The organism is Thalassotalea nanhaiensis, from assembly GCF_031583575.1.
In the GTDB taxonomy this organism is placed as follows: Bacteria; Pseudomonadota; Gammaproteobacteria; order Enterobacterales; family Alteromonadaceae; genus Thalassotalea_A; species Thalassotalea_A nanhaiensis.
The window spans coordinates 3,431,236-3,449,753 of record NZ_CP134146.1 but is presented as its reverse complement, the minus strand read 5'-3'; the positions used below and the strand labels follow the sequence as shown (position 1 = coordinate 3,449,753).

Sequence of the window (18,518 nt, the reverse complement as noted above, 5' to 3'; positions counted from 1 at the left end):
TTTTATTATAATTTATTTAAATCGAACGTTAGTGTAAAAAACGAACAGAATAAATGTTGTTTTATTTAGCGATTTGCATAACTAGTTATTTTAGTTTTATTCGAAGGGTTGCTTGCTTAAGTTACAAAAAAGCAGTTGCAAGCAAGCCTAAATTGATCTTAAATTAATTGTCGACATGAAGTTTCTCGACCACCTCACTGATGAGCTCTACGCTTATCATTTATAATAATCAAGAGGAGTCACTATCTATGAAAAGACAAAAACGCGATCGTTTAGGAAGAGCGCATAATAATGGGTATCAGGCCGGTTTAAGCGGTAAAAATAAAGAAAATTGTCCATATCAAAATCTTGACGCAAAGTCTGAATGGCTTGGCGGTTGGCGAGAGGCAATGACCGACAGAAACACCGGACTATTTAAGTAATAATTTTAATTTAATCCATTCAAAAATATCAAAGAGATAAACGCCCGTTATTTATTTATAAATAACGGGCGTTTACCGTTTTAAGTGAATATTTATTCAACCTGAACGTTAATACTAATGAGAGCAGCTACAATTTGTGTTTTTTGTAATATTAAACGTTTGCCACTGCATAGCTAGCCCATCAAAAAGCATTACTTGATTACTGTTAACGCTTTTCCCAATCAAATATTTAACCGCTTGCAATGCTTGCATGCTGCCAATAATGCCAAGAATAGGTCCTAGCACCCCTGCGGTTGAACAATTTAAGCTAGGCTCGCCTTTATTTTTAGGGTAAAAACACTCATAACAACAATAGTCGCTGGCTAAGGGGTTAATAAACATCAATTGGCCTTCAAAGCGAATTGCCGCGGCGCTTAATAACGGGGTTTTATATTCAATACACTTTTCATTAATTAAATAACGGGTACTAAGGTTATCACTACAGTCGAGAACTAAATCGATTTCAGGTAAATAATAATCGAGGCTTTCACTATCAATCATTTCATCAATAGCTTCAATATCAATTTCTTGGTTCAATCCGCGCAAATGCTCGCAAGTTATTTCTGCTTTATTATCACCAACATTAGTGTGCTGGTAAATTACTTGCCGTTGTAGATTACTTACGTCTATGCAATCTCCATCAGCAATAATTATTTTACCAACTCCCGCCCCTGCCAGATATAGTGCAGCAGGGTTACCTAAACCACCTGCTCCAATGATTAAAACACTAGAGTTTTTTAAAGCTAACTGCTGCTGTTCGTCAAACCCATTTAGTAGCAGTTGACGTGAATATCTTAGTTGTTCTTGATTAGATAACATAACTGATGTCCGATTGATTAGTAGCTACGAATTGCATTGGCTTTAAATTGGATAAAAACTGATTTGCCAATATCTAGCTTTAACTTTTCTACAGAGTAGCGAGTTAACTTAACCAAAAAGTCTTGCTCACAGGCATTAACTGTTATTTGAGCCGAATTGCGACTTAGGCGCTGAATGTTGTTGATCACACCGTGCAAATTATTTATCACCGACGTTTCTTCAGGTTTTTGTAGGACAATACTGATATCAGTAGCCAAAATATAACAACGCAAGTGACTGTTAATATCTTTATTAACCACATTGGCATAGAGGCGAGGGTTGCCTGGCTGGGCGTTGATAAAGCCTAGCTGAGTTAAGCCAAAATTAGGCAAGTGCTGTTGTATTTTTAAACTCAGAGACGTTTGAATTGTTTGACTGCTGGTTACGCTTTCATGCAATTGGTTAATGACCTGATGTACATGGCCGCGTTGGATCACTTTGCCATTTTCCATAACCAGTACATTATCTGCTAACTGCTGGATCTCAACCACCGAGTGACTTACATAAAGCATTGGTAAATCTAAACGAAGATTAATATTACGGAGCAGTTCGACCATCTTGCTCCTAGCTTTGTTATCTAGGGCGCTTAACGGTTCATCTAATAATAATAGTTTTGGCTCTGCTAAAATTGCCCGAGCAAGAGCAACCCGTTGTTTTTCACCTGCAGAAAGCCGCCCGATATGCCGGCTTTGCAAATGTTCTATTTGAGTTAAACTTATAACTTCATCAATAGTTATACGGCTAGATTGGCAGCGTTTTGCGGCGAATTGTAAATTACCCCAAACATCTAAATGAGGAAAAAGCCTGGCATCCTGAAAAACAAAGCCAATATTTCGGCGTTCACTTTTAATGAATATGTTTTTATCGGTGTTTTGTAACGTGGTGTCAGCAAATTTTACCGTGCCAGAGGCATTGGCATTTAAACCTGCAATAATGCGTAATAAGCTGGTTTTTCCTGAGCCTGAGTGACCTAAAATTCCGGTTATGCCTTTGAGTGGAATTTGCTCCTGACTAACCAAGTTGAAATTATCGTAATCTAAGCGAATATTCAGGGCAATCGTCATGAAATGCTCCTTACTATTATCGTTTTCTCAGATTTGAAATTGAGTAAATATACCAACGTTAGCATTACAATAGAGCCAATTAACAGACTTGCTGCTAACCAGTGTGCCGTGCTGTAGTTCATTGCTTCAACCTGATCAAATAAAGCGATAGACAATACTCGTGTTTCTCCAGGGATATTACCACCGATCATTAATACGACGCCAAACTCACCAACAGTATGGGCAAAGCCTAAACTTGCGGCTGTGATAAAGCTTGCTTTGGTCATTGGTAAAGTTATATTGAAGAATCGGTCAATAGGCCCTGCGCTGAGCATAGCGCCTGCTTCATTTAGATTATCGCCAAGTTGCTCAAATGCTTTTTGTAATGGCTGTACAACGAACGGAAGAGAGTAAATTACAGAGCCAATTAATATGCCGGTAAAACTGAAAGCAAGAGAAGTGCCGGTAAGGTCGTGAATAAACTTACCAGGTCCACTGGTCGGCGATAGTAACAATAAAAGATAAAAACCAAGTACCGTTGGAGGCAGTACTAACGGTAAAGCGACTAACGCTTCGATAATAACTTTAAAGCGAGTGTTAAGTTTACTTAAATACCAAGCTAGAGGTGTGCCAATAATTAACAGTATTAATGTGGTTATGCCAGCGAGTTTTAACGTGGTGGCAAGTGCCAGCCATTCATTCTGATTATCCATGTTAACTGCTCGCTATGGCAGTTTCAGGAGGGCTAGCCTTGTCATTATTTGATTCAGGCTTTTGTGATTCAGGGATCGTAATTGCCGGTAAATAGCCTGTTTCAGTAATAATTTTTTGCGCTGTATTTGATAATAAAAATTCAAAAAACTGTGCTGCTAAATTAATATTTTCAGCATGCTTTAACACAACCATTTGCTGCTCTAACGTATGATGTAAAGAGGTGTCGATAAGTACGCCCTGACCAACTTTAGAGTTTAATAACTGGCTGTATGAAATAAAACCGTACTTGACCGCACCACTTAATATTTGTTGGTAAGTTTGGTTAATGTTATTACCAACAATTAATTGCTGATGATATTTGGTCCATAAATTGAGTGACATTAATGTTTCTTTGGCGGCTAAACCATAGGGAGCAATATGTGGTCCGGCAGCGGCAATACGTCCTTTATAGGTTTTTAAGTCATCAAGTTTGATCGCCTCATCACTTGTTGCTGACCATAAAGCTAATTGACCAATAGCGTAAGTTTTACGGTACTTTTCGTGAATGAGCCCTTGTTCTTCCAACAGTTGAGGCCGACGAAGATCTGCGGCTAAAAATATGTCAAATGGTGCGCCATGACGAATTTGTTGGTATAAAACTCCTGTAGAAGCAACCGAGATTTGTTCGGTAAAAGGATGAGTTTTTTTAAATTCGTTTACTAAAGCTTTGATAGAAGTCGCAAAGTTTGCAGATACTGCGATTTTTAGTTTTTCAGCATGCGCGTTAAACGATGCAAAACATAGTATTATGCAGGAAAGAAGGACCCGAGTTGTTACCACTTATCTGCCTCTTTTTGATCATTAGTTTTTGCATCAACCCAACGTTCTCCCTGTTCGGTGAGCTCTTTTTTCCAAAATGGAGCGCTTACTTTTAAATAATCCATAATAAATTCAGCTGCCATAAATGCGTCTTTACGATGCTTGCTGGTAACCCCAACAAATACAATTTTTTCACCTAAGGCTAATTGTCCATAGCGGTGGATGATACTGATATTACCAAGCTGCCAGCGTTTTCTCGCTTGTTGAGAGATATCTTCCAAGCAGTTTTCGGTCATACCTGGGTAATGCTCCAGGTATAAATGTTCTACCTGGCAACCGTCATTTTGATTGCGCACTCTACCGACAAAAGTAACCACGGCACCATCAGTAACGTTGTCGGCCTCTAAGGTATCAACTTCTGCAGCAAAATCAAAGTCTTGTTGTTGTACTTTGATACTGTTAATAATCATTTTAACCACCCGTTACCGGAGGAAAAAATGCCACTGTATCATTGTTATCAATAGTAGCGTCATCATTTACCATTTGTTGGTTTAGTGCTGTTAGTAACGTTGATGAGCTAAATACAGTTTTCCATTGCTCACCTTTTGCCATGAGCGACATTTTTATATCACTAACTTTATGAGCTTTATCAGGCAGGTTTAATGTTAATTCACCACAATCAAGTTGCTCTCTAATTGCCGCAAAAAATATAATATTAATATTCATAATTTATCCTATGCCGTCCAATGACCGGTTTTTCCACCTTGCTTTTCTAATACTTGTATATCAGAAATGATCATACCAGGATCAACAGCTTTACACATATCAAACAAGGTTAATGCTGCGACACTTACTGCGGTTAATGCTTCCATTTCTACGCCAGTTTGGCCTGTAAGTTTACACATGCTGGTAACTTTTACTTGGTTAGTGCTGGCTAAAACTTCAAAGTCTACCTGTACTTTTGACAACATTAATGGGTGACAAAGAGGTATTAAGTCACTGCACTTTTTTGCTGCTTGGATACCTGCAATACGTGCAACAGCAAATACATCGCCTTTTGCGTGTTTGCCTGTAGAAATTAACTCTAATGTATTCGCATTCATAGTGACAAAACCCTGTGCTGTTGCAACTCTAACAGTTGCGGCTTTGGCACTAACATCGACCATATTGGCTTCGCCTTGGGCATTTAAGTGGGTTAAATCATTCATAATCTAGCCTCGTGTTTCGCAAGTTTCAGCTAAGTTCAAATGCGGAACAAAGTTACACGGTCTATGGCTGGCATCAAGTTGTTCTTTGATGACTTTGTCCCAAGCTGTTTTACAAGCATTAGTAGAACCCGGCACACAACAGATCACTGTTCTATTCGCCATGCCGGCAAAGGCGCGAGATTGTATCGTTGAAGTGCCTATTTCATCATAAGAGACGCTACGAAATACTTCGCCAAAGCCTTCAACCTGCTTATCAAAAAGTGGCATGATAGCTTCGGGAGTATTATCTCTGGCGGTAAACCCTGTACCACCTGTCGATATAACGGCGTGAATGCGTTCGTCGGCAATCCATTTCGACATGATAGCTCTTAGTTGATAAACATCATCAATCACTATCGCTTTATCGGCCAGGTTGTGACCAGAGTCAATCAAACGCTCGACTAACGCTTGACCAGATGTGTCATTTTCTTCAGTACGGGTATCGGAAACGGTTAATACTGCTATGTTTAACGGAACAAATTCTGCTCCACCGTGTTTTGACATGGTTAGATCCTGCTGGTTAATTTTTTATTGATATTGTCGTTAATAAGTTTTTTAGCTTGTTGCCATTCATCCGGGGTATTGGTGTTAACCAACACTTGACGATCATTTTGTTCGATACTTATGGCATTGGCTAACTTAAATACTTGTTTAAAGGACGGGCCTTTGCCGCTTGCTAAAAAACGAGGGCTGGTAAATTCTTCATCGAGAAACTGACAAAGTAGGGCGTTTACTGGAATAAAAGCCGGTAATGAGCATTTTTCATAATGGCAAGCCCTATTGGCTAATGAGCCTTTTAGTTTGAGTTCTTGTAAATGCTTAGGTGTAATAAATGGCATATCTATAGGCATTACAAGGACAGAGCGAGGCTGGTATTTTTTGATTAGTGCATGTATTCCGGCTAAAGGACCACCTTGCATAACTAAGTCGGCAACACCGCCACTGTTACTGCCTGAAATTTCAATTTTTTCTAAATTACATTGCTGCAAAAGTGATTGGCAATGACTTAGCATGGTGTCATTTTTTAAGGTTAAAAACGCTTTGTTTTCGCCCATTCTACTTGATTGACCACCGGCTAAGATAATCCCTAAACAATCCATGATAGTTCCTTTATCCGCCTAACATTGATAAATGCTTGGTTGCTCCAGTGAAGCCGTCTTTTAAGAAGTGAGTCGCTTGTTTGTCATTGAGTAAACTCATGATCCGGCTTTGTAATGGCTGCGGATCGTCAATCTGTAATTGCTCTTTCAATGAAAGCCCTTCATCAGCGAACAAACATAAATGTAGTTTGCCTAACGAGCTGACGCGTAAACGATTACAGGTATTACAAAAATCTTTTGAGTAAGGCATGATTAAACCAATGGTACCTTGGTAATCAGGGTGCGCATAAACTTCAGCCGGTCCGGCAGTTTTATTGCGAATTGTTGGCAGCCAGCCATTTGCCAGCAATTGATTTTTAATGTGCTGTCCACTTACGTGCTGCTGTTGGTAAAAGTCTTTATTATCACCCGTTTGCATCAATTCGATAAAGCGTAGGCTTACTGGCTTGTCTTTTACATAATTGAAAAAGGTATTGAGATCATGTGCGTTATATTCGCGCATTAATACCGTATTGATTTTTATGTTAGTAAAGCCAGCGCTCAAACCATTATCAATACCAGATAACACTTCATCGAGCTTGTCTTTACCAGTAATTGCTTGAAACTGGCGCGGGTCGAAAGAATCAATACTGATGTTTAATGCATCAAGGCCTGAGTCTATCCAGGTAGGTAAATGCTCAACTAATTTAAACCCATTCGAAGTGATAGCAACGGTATTAATTCCATTAGTTTGTTTACATGCTTGTATAATTTCAGGTAAGTCTTTGCGTAGCGATGGCTCTCCGCCGGTAATGCGGATTTTTTCTGTACCCATGCTGGCAAAACCCGTCGCTAAACGTTTAATTTCTGCAAGCGACAGAAAATCGCGATTGTGATCGCATTCATAACCATCGGGTAAGCAATAGTTGCAACGAAAGTTGCATACGTCAGTAATAGATAGTCGCAGGTAATAAAACCTACGACCAAAGTTGTCTTGTAACATGTTCACCTTTCCAATGTCGGGAGGCCAGAAAGTTTCCTTGCTAACCCTGGTGGCAAATACCTAATTGCATTTGTGCCACGGCTCAATGTTCATTCATGTAGTGCATGGGCAGAACATTGAGCTCGGCGAGAAATATCAATATATAGATCGATATTAACTACGGTAAAGATAGCATTTATTGAGCTGATCTTCCAAAAAAACAATTCCACTATTTGAAATATCAGCTCAATTATCGGCTATTTATTAAAAATTAGCTGTTACCATAAACCAAATTTTAGTGGTGTCGGTAGCATAGTCGTCAGATGAGTAACTTGCCGCTTTTAATAAACCAGATACCTGCTTGTTAAATTTATACCCAGCAGCAATATTGAATTCGTTACCGTATTCGTCATTACCTTCATCAGCTTCATAAATATGGTATGCAGCTGATAGTCCAACTGGGCCAACTTTAGTGGCAGCTTTTACATAAGTATCAACAATGCCGTCTGCTGGAGTATTCAAAAATTTATCTGCGAAACCTTGGAATTTGTGTAATGTTGCTAAAGGAGTAGAGAAAGCAATATTGCCATCATCACTGCCTAACACTTCATAACCACCACCTACGCTAAAGCTATCGAATTTCGCCATTGCTTCTAACACCATGTAGCTTGCTTCAAACGATGTTGGGTTGTCACCGGCATCTTCTTGGTTAGCAAAACCAGCTTTAACCGCTAGACCAGTTCCGCCTAAATCAAAGTTACCGTTATAAGTAGCACCCATTGTGTTGCTAGAAGTACCTGCTGCAGCGCCGTCAAATTCAAGACTGTAGTTGAATACAGTCAATGCATGTTGTTTATTAAATTTATATTTAGCATTTAATAAAATAACATCACCGTGTAAGTCTGACTTACCACTATCTTCACCAAAGATACGGTTAACGTTATATACATAGCTGGCATCTAGTGTCAATTTATCTACAGGTTTAACTTGTAAACGATAGCCATCGTAAGTCTGTTCATTTTGGCGCCATGCAACACCACCAACAAAGCGTTGGTCATCTAATACAATGCGTTGACGGCCAGCGGTTGCAGTAAACATGTCACCTGAGTATTGCAGATAAGCCTGGTTAACTTCACTACCTTCAGGATCGGCAACTACTGGGTAATCTGTTTTACCATTAACGGTTGAGTTATAGCTGTCATTACCAATCGCAGTAACATCATCAACTTCTACTTTCGCACTGAAGTTTGAAACTTTACCGGTAGTTACAGTTAAACGACTTTTAAGTGTGGATGCCATAGCATCTTCGCTAGCACCATCTTGATCAACTGTTTCTACACGATAGCGTAAAGACACATCAACTTTTGAGTCTTTAACTGCCTTAGACACATCTTCACCAATATTTGCCGATACATTAAAGCTACATGCTATAGCTAATGATAAAGTGCTAAATTTCAGTGCGTGAGATAAATTTTTGTTAATAGTTTGCTTGTTCATTTCATTATCCTTATGAGCTTACTTTCTATGGAGTAATGCCCAGATTTAATGTCACATTGACTAATATTGAGTTTTATTTTGTTGTGACTATGATCGGCTAAAAATTAGCGAAAAACATTGATTGAAATCATAGTTTGTGATTTTTTGTTAACATTTGATGAAAAAATGTTTTGAATTTTATAAGGATAGCTTAGGATTAACGTAAATACTTTAACTGGGCCTTATATATATGTCTGATTGTTGCTCTGCCCCTGGGTTAATGCCTTTTGAAACTGCCTTAAATCAGTTGCTTGCAAACGTGCAAGCACCGAAAAAAATTCAATTAATTGCTATCGAAGATTGTTTGGATCGTGTATTGGCCAGCGCTATTGTTTCGCCAATTTTTGTACCGCCAAATGATAATTCCGCAATGGATGGTTACGCATTTTCTTTCGCCTCAATTAATGACACCGAAAATATTGCATTAGACATTGTAGGCAGGTCATTTGCCGGAGAACCCTTTACTGGCAAAACTGAACTAGGTCAATGTATTCGTATAATGACCGGCGCCAAAATGCCGGATTGTTGCGATACTGTGGTTATGCAAGAAAATACCAAGGTGGTTGATGGTAAGCTCACCTTTACCAAGTTACCAACAGAGCGTTTCAGTAATGTACGTAACAAGGGTGAAGATATTAGCTGCGGCCAAACAGTGTTTAAGCAAGGGCACAAACTGGCAGCCATAGATATCGGCTTATTAGCTTCTTTGGGTGTAGCAAATGTAGAAGTGTATGCACCGGTGACCGTTGCGTTGTTATCAACAGGAGATGAACTTCGAACCCCTGGAGAGCGTTTAGGTGACGGCGATATTTTTGAAAGTAATCGATTTGCTCTAAACGCATTATTACAACGATTGAATGTTAATGTTATTGATTTAGGAATTATTCGCGACGATAAACAAGCCATTCGGGAGGCATTTATCAGAGCGGATAAAGAAGCTGATGTGGTCATTTCAAGTGGCGGTGTTTCAGTAGGTGAAGCTGATTACACCAAAGATATTTTAACCGAACTTGGTGAAATAGGTTTCTGGAAAATAGCAATGAAACCAGGCAAGCCATTTGCCTTTGGTAAACTTCCGAACAGTATATTCTTTGGTTTGCCGGGCAATCCAGTTTCTGCATTGGTTACCTTTTATAAATTGGCCATACCTGGTATTGAAAAAATGCAAGGTATGCCATTTAAACCTGCGGCTAAATTTTCAGCCATTAGTACGACTAAACTGAAGAAATCGCCAGGACGCATGGACTTTCAACGAGCTGTTGTCAGTTACGATGAGCAAGGTGTTGCTCGGGTTACTTCAACAGGAACCCAAGGCTCAGGTGTGTTAACCAGCTTAGGAAAAGCAAACTGTTTTATTGTGTTAGATTCAGAACAGGGCAGTGTAGCTGAAGGTGAGAAAGTATTTGTTGAACCATTTGCTTTTGCATTTCAATAACTAATGGGATTGCCATAACTCTTTGCAACTTTGCAAGTTTAGTGTTTTTTAGCCAAACTAATAGTATCAGTTTGGCTTAATCATATTTGGAACCCTTGATGAACTTATCGTTATTAAAATTTCGTGCACTTTTCGTTTTTTTACTTATATCAATACCTAACGTTTCCCTTGCTAATGAGCAAGATACCACTTTAGCTGAACCGTTAAGAATGTTTAGTAAGTTTATCGGTACTTGGGAATCCAATTTCAAAATGATGGATGGCAACCCTCATGTAGTTGATGTAGCGGTTTGGGAAAGAGCGTTAAACGGTAAAGCAATTAGATCATTACATTCCATTAATGATGGTATGTATGGCGGCGAAATGTTGATGTTCTGGGATAAAGAGTTAAATACATTAGTTTTTTATTATTTTACTACTGCTGAATTTTATACCAAAGGGACTATTGAAGTAGTTAATGAAAATAGCTTTATTGCCTATGAAGATGTGAGTGGCTCAGACGATGGTATCACCAAAGTTAAATCTACCAGCACGTTAGTAAATGGCAATATTGAGGTCTCCACAGCGTATTTGAAAAATGATAAGTGGACTGAACCCGAAATAAGAACTTATTCACCCAGTACAAAAACGGTAAAATTTAAATAAAAAGCCGTTTTATTTTGATAAATTAGTAGGCAAACTGAAATGAAATCCCCTTTGATTATTGATTACTACACTGATGTATTGTGCGTGTGGGCATGGATAGCTCAACGTCGTGTTGATGAATTAAATCACCAGCTTGGTGAAAACATTGAAATTCGTTATCACTACATGGATATTTTTGGTGACGTACATAATAAGATCAATACTCAATGGCAACAAAAAGGTAAGTTCGAAGGGTTTGCCAAGCATGTTCTAAAGGCTGCCAGTGATTATGAAAATGCACCGGTAAATGCTGATATTTGGAAGAGTTCAAAGCCTACAACTTCAGCAACTTCTCATCAATACCTTAAAGCCGTCGAACTGGCCTATGATGCCAATAAAAGCATCGATATGGCGTTAAAGTTCAGACAGGCGTTTTTTATTGATGCGCTGGATATTTCAGATGTTAACGTTCTTAATACGCTAATAGAACAAGCTGGGCTGGATATTGGCATAGTAAACAAAACTATCGCTGATGGTCGTGCTTTAGCAGCGTTAATGAATAACTACCAAGTGGCAAAGCAATTGTCATTACAGGGCAGCCCATCTTATATTATCGACAATGGCAGACAGACATTATTTGGTAATGTTGGTTATCGAGTATTGTTGGCCAATGTTGAAGAGCGCCTTAAACGACCAAGTAATGAAGCTAGTTGGTGTTAACTACTTAGCATTAGCTCTCCTCAAATCGTGGCAATTTGCATTCCTTCATCCTTGAAGTAAGCCCTCATTTTCCCCCATCCATGTGCAAAAAAAAAGGGTTAACTATTAAGTTAACCCTTTTAAATTTATGTAGTTTCTAGTTTCTAGTTTCTAGTTTCTAGTTTCTAGTTTCTAGTTCCTGTTCCTACCAGCCTTCAACACCTTCCATATCTGGTAACTCATGAGCGATGCCTTTATGACAGTCAATACAGGTTTTTTCACCAGTGGCTAATGAAGTAGAGTGTTGCTCTTCTGCTCGAGTACTTTGGGCCGTAAAGTCCATGTAGTCAAAGTTATGACAGTTTCGACATTCAAGTGAGTCATTGGCTTTTAATCGAGTCCATTCGTTTTCAGCTAAGTGACGACGCTTTCCTTCGAATTTCTCTCTAGTATTAATGGTGCCGAAAATTTTACCCCAAACTTCTTTCGATGCTTGCATTTTACGAGCAATTTTATCGGTCCATTTGTGTGGCACATGACAATCAGGACATGTAGCACGAACACCAGATCGGTTTGAGAAATGAATCGTTGTTTTTAACTCTTCATAAGGGTTATCTTCCATTTCATGACAAGAAATACAAAACTCTTCGGTATTGGTTATTTCTAGTGCGGTGTTAAAACCACCCCAGAAGATAATCCCTGCGACGAAACCACCGATAACTAAAAAGCCTAAACTATAGTGCACGCTGGGTTTGCGTAGGGTATTCCAAATTCTTACTATTAAATTTTTCATCACTGTACCTACTCTTTTTCAGCTTTGGCTTTTTGAGCTTTTTCTTTCATCAGAGTATTCATATCTTCAAATGTATTGTCCACTAATGGATCTGTATCTAGTTGTGGTACATGACATTGACTACAAAAATATCTGCGAGGAGACACTTCCGCTAAAAAGTTACCATCTCTATCCATATAGTGGGTCACACTTACCATAGGAGCTTGAGACTCTTCGGTGCGATTTCGCGAGTGACAAGACATACACTTATTCACTTTTAAATCTACTTGGTAGTTTCTCACTTTATGTGGAATGATCGGCGGCTGCATAGGGTAGTTACGCTTTTGCTTGATGTCGGTATTTACAACATTTGGCATAGACTTTGGTTGCTTTTGCGTTTCAATACTTGTGTCATCTCTAAGCGTTGCTACTTCAGCTGCATGGCTGAACGCTGCAATAGACGATAGTAATACACTTGCTGAGAATAAGGCCATAATTGATTTTTTCATTGTTATTCTCCTTACGCTTTAACTATTTTAATGGCACATTTTTTGAAATCCGTTTCTTTTGAAAGCGGGTCGGTTGCATCTAATGTGACTTTATTTACTAAACGGCTGGCATCAAACCAAGGCATAAATACTAGGCCTCTTGGTGGCTTATTACGACCACGTGTTTCAACGCGGGTTTCAACTTCACCACGACGAGAAATTAACTTAACTAGATCGCCTCGGCGTAAACCGCGCTTTTTAGCATCATCTGGGTTCATGTAAACAACCGCATCTGGCATTGCTTTATAAAGCTCAGGCACACGTTGGGTCATAGAGCCAGAATGCCAGTGTTCTAATACACGGCCGGTTGATAACCATAAGTCGTATTCAGCATCCGGGAATTCCGCTGCTGGCTCATAAGGTAAGGCAAAAATAACTGCTTTACCGTCTGGTTTACCATAAAAGTCGAAATCTGAACCAGGCTTAACATAAGGATCAGAGCCTTCTTTAAAGCGCCACAGTGTTTCTTTGCCATCAACCACTGGCCAGCGCAATCCGCGCTCTTGATGGTAGCGATCATATGGTGCTAAATCATGGGCATGGCCACGACCAAATTCTGCGTACTCTTCAAATAAGCCTTTTTGAATGTAGAAACCAAAATCACGTGATTCTTGGTTTAATCTATCATCAGGAATTTCTGATAACGGATATTTATTTACTTGGCCGTTTTCATATAAAACGTTGAATAATGATTTGCCACGATACTCTGGCATTTTTGCAATTAACTCTTCTGGCCAAACGTCTTCAATTTGGAAACGCTTAGAGAATTCAACTAATTGCCACATATCTGATAATGCCCCTTCTGGTGCATTAACTTGCTGGTACCAAGATTGGGTACGACGCTCAGCATTACCGTATACACCTTCTTTTTCTACCCACATTGCTGTTGGTAAAATCAAGTCAGCAGCTTGTGCAGTTACTGTTGGGTATGGGTCTGATACAACGATGAAGTTTTTCGGGTTACGGTAACCAGGTAAACCTTCTTCGTTAATATTTGCCGCAGCTTGCATGTTGTTATTACATTGCACCCAGTAGAAATTTAGTTCACCGTCTTTAAGCTTACGGTTTTGTAAAACGGCATGGTAACCAGGTTTTGGCGGAATAGTGCCTTCAGGTAATTTCCAGATTTTCTCAGCTATTGCCCTGTGTTTAGGGTTATTTACAACCATGTCTGCAGGTAAACGATGAGAGAATGTACCAACTTCACGTGCTGTACCACAAGCAGATGGCTGACCTGTTAATGAAAACGGGCTGTTACCTGGCGTTGAAATCTTACCGGTTAGCAAATGAATATTATAAACTAAGTTATTTGCCCAAACGCCGCGAGTATGTTGGTTAAAGCCCATAGTCCAAAGTGACGTTACTTTCGTGTTTGGATCAGCATATAGCTCGGCTAAAGCGTTTAGTTTATCAACAGGAACTGTTGATAGTTCTGATACATATTCAGCTGTATAAGTGCTTACAAACTTTGCATATTCTTCAAAGTTAATTGCTTTAGAGCCACCTGCGGTAGAGCCACTGTTCTTGGCATTTTTCTCTAGTGGGTGTTCTGGACGTAAGCCATAACCAATATCTGTGTTACCTAAGCGGAAATTAGTGTGTTTGGTAATGAAGTCTTTGTTAACCCTGTCTGTTTTAATAATGTAGTTAGCAATAAAGTTTAAAATTGCTAAATCGGTTTGTGGGGTAAAGATCATGCCGTTGTCGGCAAGATCAAAACTGCGATGTTCAAATGTTGATAACACCGCAACTTTTACATGTGGTGCACTTAAACGACGATCAGTAATGCGCGTCCATAAAATAGGGTGCATTTCTGCCATGTTTGAGCCCCATAATACGAAGGCATCAGCATGTTCAAAATCATCGTAACAACCCATTGGCTCATCGATACCAAAGGTACGCATAAAGCCACCAACCGCAGATGCCATACAGTGACGGGCATTAGGATCAATATTGTTGGTTCTAAAGCCTGCTTTCATTAATTTAACTGCAGCGTAGCCTTCTTGCACTGTCCATTGACCAGAGCCAAACATACCGACAGCAGTAGGACCTTTTTCTTTTAGAGTTTTTTTAGCTTTTTCGGCCATGATGTCAAAAGCGGCGTCCCAAGTGATTGGAGTAAAGTCACCATTCTTATCAAATTTGCCATCTTTCATTCTAAGTAAAGGCTTGGTTAAGCGGTCTTTACCATACATAATTTTTGATAAAAAGTAGCCCTTAATACAGTTGAGGCCTTTATTAACAGGGGAGTTAATATCACCGTGGGTTGCAACAACTTTGTTGTCCATGGTGGCTACATTAACACTACAACCAGTACCACAAAAACGACAAGGAGCTTTGTCCCATTTTAATTTGGTCATTTCGCTACTGGTGATTAAGTTTGATGCTGTTGCTGGTATTGCAACCCCTGCGGCTGTTGCTGCTACGGCAACGGCATTCGCTTTTATAAATTCTCTGCGGTTAAGTTTCATAGCTTTTCCTACTATTCTTCTAAATATTGGTGGTAAACCGGAGCAAGGGTAAAGATGCCCGATTGATCTTTGATTTGGTCAGCATAGTTGCCAATAATGCGTTGATTATCAGCTTCTATGGTAAATACTATTTTTCCTGTGTCGTTGCTGGCATGAATTTCTGCGCCAGGTGTTGCTTCGATGCTTTTTATTACCGCATCTTTTTTACTAACATCAATTTGAGCAATAAAACTTGCCACATGATATTCAGTTGTTTCGGTCATTATGTTAATTCCTTAAACAGGAGTAATTCAGTTGAATCTGTTGGGCAAGGTTTGATGCATGCACCACACCCGGTACATAGATCTTGAGTTATTTGGGGTTGTGGAATTGCGCTGTCAACATAAGTAAAGCTAATTGCACGGCTTTCACAAGCATCTTTACAGCTTTGACAAAACACATCGTTTTTGGCTAAACAATTGTCTTTAATGTTAAATTTACTCGGCCAGGCTTGTCCTGTTTTATCTTCTAGAAAAAAAGACTGGTTGCAACTTGTGATGCAATCCTCACAGAAAGTACATTCACCTTGCTCAAAATCAATTCTAGGATAGCCGTCGTCTCCTTTAACTATGATGTTTTCGCCACAGGCTGTTATACAGTCATTACACTGTGTACAGTCGTTAATAAATGCATGCTCACTCGTGATCCAAGGTAGCCTGAATGCTGGAGCGATAGTTGGTTTTCTGCCTCTTAAAAAATTACGGCGTGATTGGTCGACGTTTACGGTCATAAAAGTTACTTAAACTCCTGGAGGACCTAATATCAGTTGACTAATCCAAATAGCAAAACCTAAACCACCAACAATAGCAACTGCTAGGATGGGAGCTAGGAAAACTGTAAGGAATAAAAAGGTATTACGTTCATCTTTTTTTTGTTGCTCTGAACCGGCTATTTCATTCATGATAATTCTAATGTTTTGTGGACTTACAAATTAGTATAGATGGTATTGAAAAAATGTTGTTGATTTGGGTCAATTTTTGTAATTTTTTGTGAATAAATTGCTGTGTTTATTGTCAACTAACGGATAATTTCTCATACGGGATATAATTTTTTTACGATTACCTGTTAAACTGATAAAAATAGTTAGAAATATTAAATGGTTAGTCAAATCAAATATCGGCGGTTATTTACTCAAATTCAGCAGTTTTCTTTACTGAAACAAACACGCAGTTTGTTTGTTTTTGTAGGTGAAAAGCAATGGCTTGAACAACAAAATAATACAATTATTAACGAGTCATTGTCGGGGGCATTATTTTTTTCATTTGAGCCTGTTAAAGATGCGCGTACCGATATTATTTATGTAAATAATAAAACCTACCGCCAGTATTTAGGCACAGAGCAAAAACACATTATTTTTGCCGTAACAGATAGTTTTAATGTCGATGCTTTTGCTGCGTTGTCGGGTACATTAATTGCGGGTGGTCAATGTGTGCTGTTATTGTCTGTACCACTTCTTGAAAGCAGCCCTTTTAGCCAAAGGCTATTATCGTTTACTGATAAGTTTGAGCAGATATACCGAGTTGAACAAAAAAATGAGACTCTTCCCTTATTACCAAACGCTACTTCAGGTGAGCTAGAAGATCATCCTATTGTTGAAACCGAATTTAAATTTTCTTGTATTACCAAAGAACAAGAAGTCGCGGTAGATAAAATTATCAATGTTGTTCATGGTCATCGCGATAGACCGCTGGTTATTACCGCAGACCGAGGCAGAGGGAAGTCTAGTGCTTTGGCTATTGCTGCAAGTGAAATATTAAAACAAAACAACAAAACTATTATTATTACTGCGCCACACCCTGATGCGGTTAATATATTTTTCAAACAACTGCTAATAAGTTTACCCAAAGCTGTGCAAAGCGGAAAAGTTGTTAATTATCAAACGTCTACTGTTAAATTTGTTCCGCTGGATGTAATCATTAAACAACAGCCAAGTTGCCATCTGCTACTTGTAGATGAAGCTGCTGGTATTCCTTTGCCAATGCTAAAGTCATTGTCTGATAACTATCATCGGCAAGTGTTTGTTTCGACAATACACGGTTATGAGGGGGCTGGTAGAGGCTTTAGTGGAAAGTTTTTAAAACAGTTAAAACAGTCACGCCCAAGTGGACAATATTTTCATATGAAAGAGCCCATTCGCTGGGCAATCAATGATCCGTTAGAACAATTTACCTTTGCCAGTTTGTTATTAAACAGCGAGCTGTCCAATGCTCTGTATTGTGCTGATAAGGCCGTTCAACACAAGGTAATTACTAGTAAAGATTTAAGCAAAGATGAAATTCTTTTAAATAACGTATTCTCATTGTTGGTAACTGCCCACTATCAAACAAAGCCCAGTGATTTAAAGCTTCTACTTGATGATCCTAATGTGAGTGTGATTATACAGCAGCAACATGACCATATTTTAGCCGTTGCTTTATTACTTGCTGAAGGTAACGTCGAGAGTGATTTAGCGATCAAAATAAAGCGTTCGCAAAGGCGGCTTAAAGGCCACTTTATTCCGCAGTCATTGTTAGTGCATTGCGGCATCGAAGACACATTCAATTATCGATATTTGCGCGTCGTTCGAATTGCTGTACATCCTGAGTTGCAAGGGAAAGGGTTAGGCTCACAACTTTTAAATTACTGTGCCAGTGCAGGTAAAGACAGGGGCTTTGACTTTATCGGCTCAAGTTTTGGCGCGAACCAACAACTACTTTCCTATTGGTTTACCTGCCAGTTTAATCTTGCTCGAATTGGTTTTAGTAAAGATGCTGCAAGTGGAGAACATTCTGCATTGGTATTAAAACCACTTACAGAGCAGGCTGAACAATTAAGCAAACAAATCACACAGCAGTTTTATCGAGATTTAAGGTATTACGCGAGTGATGAATACAAATATTTAGATACACAATTAATGTCTGAAATATTCGCTCATGCTGATAACCTAAGCTTACCTGCTGAGCGAGATCTACAAACCCTTGCTGACTTTGTTCAAGGTCATAGAGTTTTCTCATGCTGTGCTCCAGCAATTAATCGCTGTTTGACTAGTTATCTAGCTGAAAATGCCGATAAGGTGCAAGCAGATAGATTGGGGGCAGCAGTTACACTGCGTAAAGTCATTCAGCAACAGAACTATGCTGAAGTGTGCGAAGAGTTTAAATTAACCGGCAAAAAAGAATTATTGAAAACGTTGAAAGAGTTTTGCGCTCACCTGTTAACCTTCAAATAATTAAT

At 39.1% G+C, this 18,518-nt stretch carries 22 protein-coding genes and 1 riboswitch; of the genes, 5 read left to right on the top strand and 17 right to left on the bottom strand.

Features of this window, described 5'->3' with window-relative positions:
* Positions 1–248 precede the first annotated feature (248 nt).
* Positions 249–422: a ribosome modulation factor gene (rmf, locus tag RI845_RS14920; protein WP_348386966.1), complete on the top strand. Its 174-nt coding sequence runs from the start codon at positions 249–251 to the stop codon at positions 420–422.
* Between the two features lie 114 nt (positions 423–536).
* Here rmf and RI845_RS14915 read toward each other — a convergent pair whose 3' ends face one another.
* From RI845_RS14915 to RI845_RS14865, 11 genes are all read right to left on the bottom strand, one after another.
* On the bottom strand, positions 537–1,280 hold the full coding sequence (locus RI845_RS14915) for a HesA/MoeB/ThiF family protein (RefSeq protein WP_348386965.1): 744 nt from the start codon (positions 1,278–1,280) through the stop codon (positions 537–539).
* A 17-nt stretch (positions 1,281–1,297) separates the two neighbouring features.
* A complete protein-coding gene (gene modC / locus RI845_RS14910) occupies positions 1,298–2,383 on the bottom strand; it encodes a molybdenum ABC transporter ATP-binding protein (protein WP_348386964.1) in 1,086 nt (361 codons plus the stop codon).
* Positions 2,380–3,075, bottom strand: coding sequence for a molybdate ABC transporter permease subunit (gene modB, locus RI845_RS14905; RefSeq protein WP_348386963.1), 696 nt, complete (start codon positions 3,073–3,075; stop codon positions 2,380–2,382). The genes modC and modB overlap by 4 nt, the downstream gene beginning before the upstream one ends.
* Position 3,076: 1 nt before the next feature.
* Complete coding sequence (gene modA, locus RI845_RS14900; RefSeq protein WP_348386962.1) at positions 3,077–3,895, bottom strand: molybdate ABC transporter substrate-binding protein; 819 nt, start codon at positions 3,893–3,895, stop codon at positions 3,077–3,079.
* Positions 3,889–4,344 (bottom strand): molybdopterin synthase catalytic subunit MoaE, encoded by a 456-nt coding sequence (gene moaE / locus RI845_RS14895; protein ID WP_348386961.1) that lies wholly within the window; start codon positions 4,342–4,344, stop codon positions 3,889–3,891. Before moaE ends, modA begins: the two co-directional genes overlap by 7 nt.
* A gap of 1 nt (position 4,345) precedes the next feature.
* Positions 4,346–4,600 (bottom strand): molybdopterin converting factor subunit 1, encoded by a 255-nt coding sequence (gene moaD / locus RI845_RS14890; RefSeq protein ID WP_348386960.1) that lies wholly within the window; start codon positions 4,598–4,600, stop codon positions 4,346–4,348.
* Positions 4,601–4,608: 8 nt separating this feature from the next.
* Entirely contained in the window at positions 4,609–5,082 is a 474-nt protein-coding gene (moaC, locus tag RI845_RS14885; protein WP_348386959.1) for a cyclic pyranopterin monophosphate synthase MoaC, read from the bottom strand.
* Between the two features lie 3 nt (positions 5,083–5,085).
* A complete protein-coding gene (gene moaB, locus RI845_RS14880) occupies positions 5,086–5,625 on the bottom strand; it encodes a molybdenum cofactor biosynthesis protein B (protein ID WP_348386958.1) in 540 nt (179 codons plus the stop codon).
* 2 nt (positions 5,626–5,627) lie between these two features.
* Positions 5,628–6,221, bottom strand: a complete 594-nt coding sequence (locus RI845_RS14875) for a molybdenum cofactor guanylyltransferase (protein WP_348386957.1) — start codon at positions 6,219–6,221, stop codon at positions 5,628–5,630.
* 10 nt (positions 6,222–6,231) lie between these two features.
* Positions 6,232–7,203 (bottom strand): GTP 3',8-cyclase MoaA, encoded by a 972-nt coding sequence (gene moaA, locus RI845_RS14870; RefSeq protein WP_348386956.1) that lies wholly within the window; start codon positions 7,201–7,203, stop codon positions 6,232–6,234.
* Positions 7,191–7,345, bottom strand: a riboswitch (molybdenum cofactor riboswitch). Its footprint overlaps the gene before it by 13 nt.
* A gap of 101 nt (positions 7,346–7,446) precedes the next feature.
* On the bottom strand, positions 7,447–8,679 hold the full coding sequence (locus RI845_RS14865; RefSeq protein WP_348386955.1) for a porin: 1,233 nt from the start codon (positions 8,677–8,679) through the stop codon (positions 7,447–7,449).
* A 229-nt stretch (positions 8,680–8,908) separates the two neighbouring features.
* Here RI845_RS14865 and moeA point away from each other — a divergent pair, with 229 nt between their 5' ends.
* From moeA to RI845_RS14850, 3 genes are all read left to right on the top strand, one after another.
* Positions 8,909–10,153, top strand: coding sequence for a molybdopterin molybdotransferase MoeA (gene moeA / locus RI845_RS14860; RefSeq protein ID WP_348386954.1), 1,245 nt, complete (start codon positions 8,909–8,911; stop codon positions 10,151–10,153).
* A gap of 98 nt (positions 10,154–10,251) precedes the next feature.
* Positions 10,252–10,797 carry a hypothetical protein gene (locus RI845_RS14855; RefSeq protein WP_348386953.1) on the top strand — a complete coding sequence of 182 codons (546 nt, stop codon included), beginning with the start codon at positions 10,252–10,254 and terminating at the stop codon, positions 10,795–10,797.
* Positions 10,798–10,836: 39 nt separating this feature from the next.
* Positions 10,837–11,496 (top strand): DsbA family oxidoreductase, encoded by a 660-nt coding sequence (locus tag RI845_RS14850; RefSeq protein WP_348386952.1) that lies wholly within the window; start codon positions 10,837–10,839, stop codon positions 11,494–11,496.
* A gap of 184 nt (positions 11,497–11,680) precedes the next feature.
* Here the strand turns inward: RI845_RS14850 and RI845_RS14845 are convergent, their stop codons facing one another.
* From RI845_RS14845 to napE, 6 genes are read right to left on the bottom strand one after another with little or no spacing between them, the layout of a single operon-like run.
* Positions 11,681–12,268, bottom strand: coding sequence for a cytochrome c3 family protein (locus tag RI845_RS14845; RefSeq protein WP_348386951.1), 588 nt, complete (start codon positions 12,266–12,268; stop codon positions 11,681–11,683).
* An 8-nt stretch (positions 12,269–12,276) separates the two neighbouring features.
* The gene (locus RI845_RS14840) at positions 12,277–12,756 is read right to left on the bottom strand and encodes a nitrate reductase cytochrome c-type subunit (protein WP_348386950.1); all 480 of its coding nucleotides are present in this window, start codon (positions 12,754–12,756) and stop codon (positions 12,277–12,279) included.
* An 11-nt stretch (positions 12,757–12,767) separates the two neighbouring features.
* Positions 12,768–15,266 carry a nitrate reductase catalytic subunit NapA gene (gene napA, locus RI845_RS14835; RefSeq protein ID WP_348386949.1) on the bottom strand — a complete coding sequence of 833 codons (2,499 nt, stop codon included), beginning with the start codon at positions 15,264–15,266 and terminating at the stop codon, positions 12,768–12,770.
* Between the two features lie 11 nt (positions 15,267–15,277).
* The gene (locus tag RI845_RS14830) at positions 15,278–15,529 is read right to left on the bottom strand and encodes a chaperone NapD (protein WP_348386948.1); all 252 of its coding nucleotides are present in this window, start codon (positions 15,527–15,529) and stop codon (positions 15,278–15,280) included.
* Positions 15,529–16,035, bottom strand: a complete 507-nt coding sequence (napF, locus tag RI845_RS14825) for a ferredoxin-type protein NapF (protein ID WP_348386947.1) — start codon at positions 16,033–16,035, stop codon at positions 15,529–15,531. The genes RI845_RS14830 and napF overlap by 1 nt, the downstream gene beginning before the upstream one ends.
* A gap of 9 nt (positions 16,036–16,044) precedes the next feature.
* Entirely contained in the window at positions 16,045–16,206 is a 162-nt protein-coding gene (napE, locus tag RI845_RS14820; RefSeq protein ID WP_348386946.1) for a periplasmic nitrate reductase, NapE protein, read from the bottom strand.
* A 195-nt stretch (positions 16,207–16,401) separates the two neighbouring features.
* Between napE and RI845_RS14815 the strand changes: the two genes are divergently transcribed.
* Positions 16,402–18,513 (top strand): tRNA(Met) cytidine acetyltransferase TmcA, encoded by a 2,112-nt coding sequence (locus RI845_RS14815; protein WP_348386945.1) that lies wholly within the window; start codon positions 16,402–16,404, stop codon positions 18,511–18,513.
* The last annotated feature ends 5 nt before the right edge of the window (positions 18,514–18,518 follow it).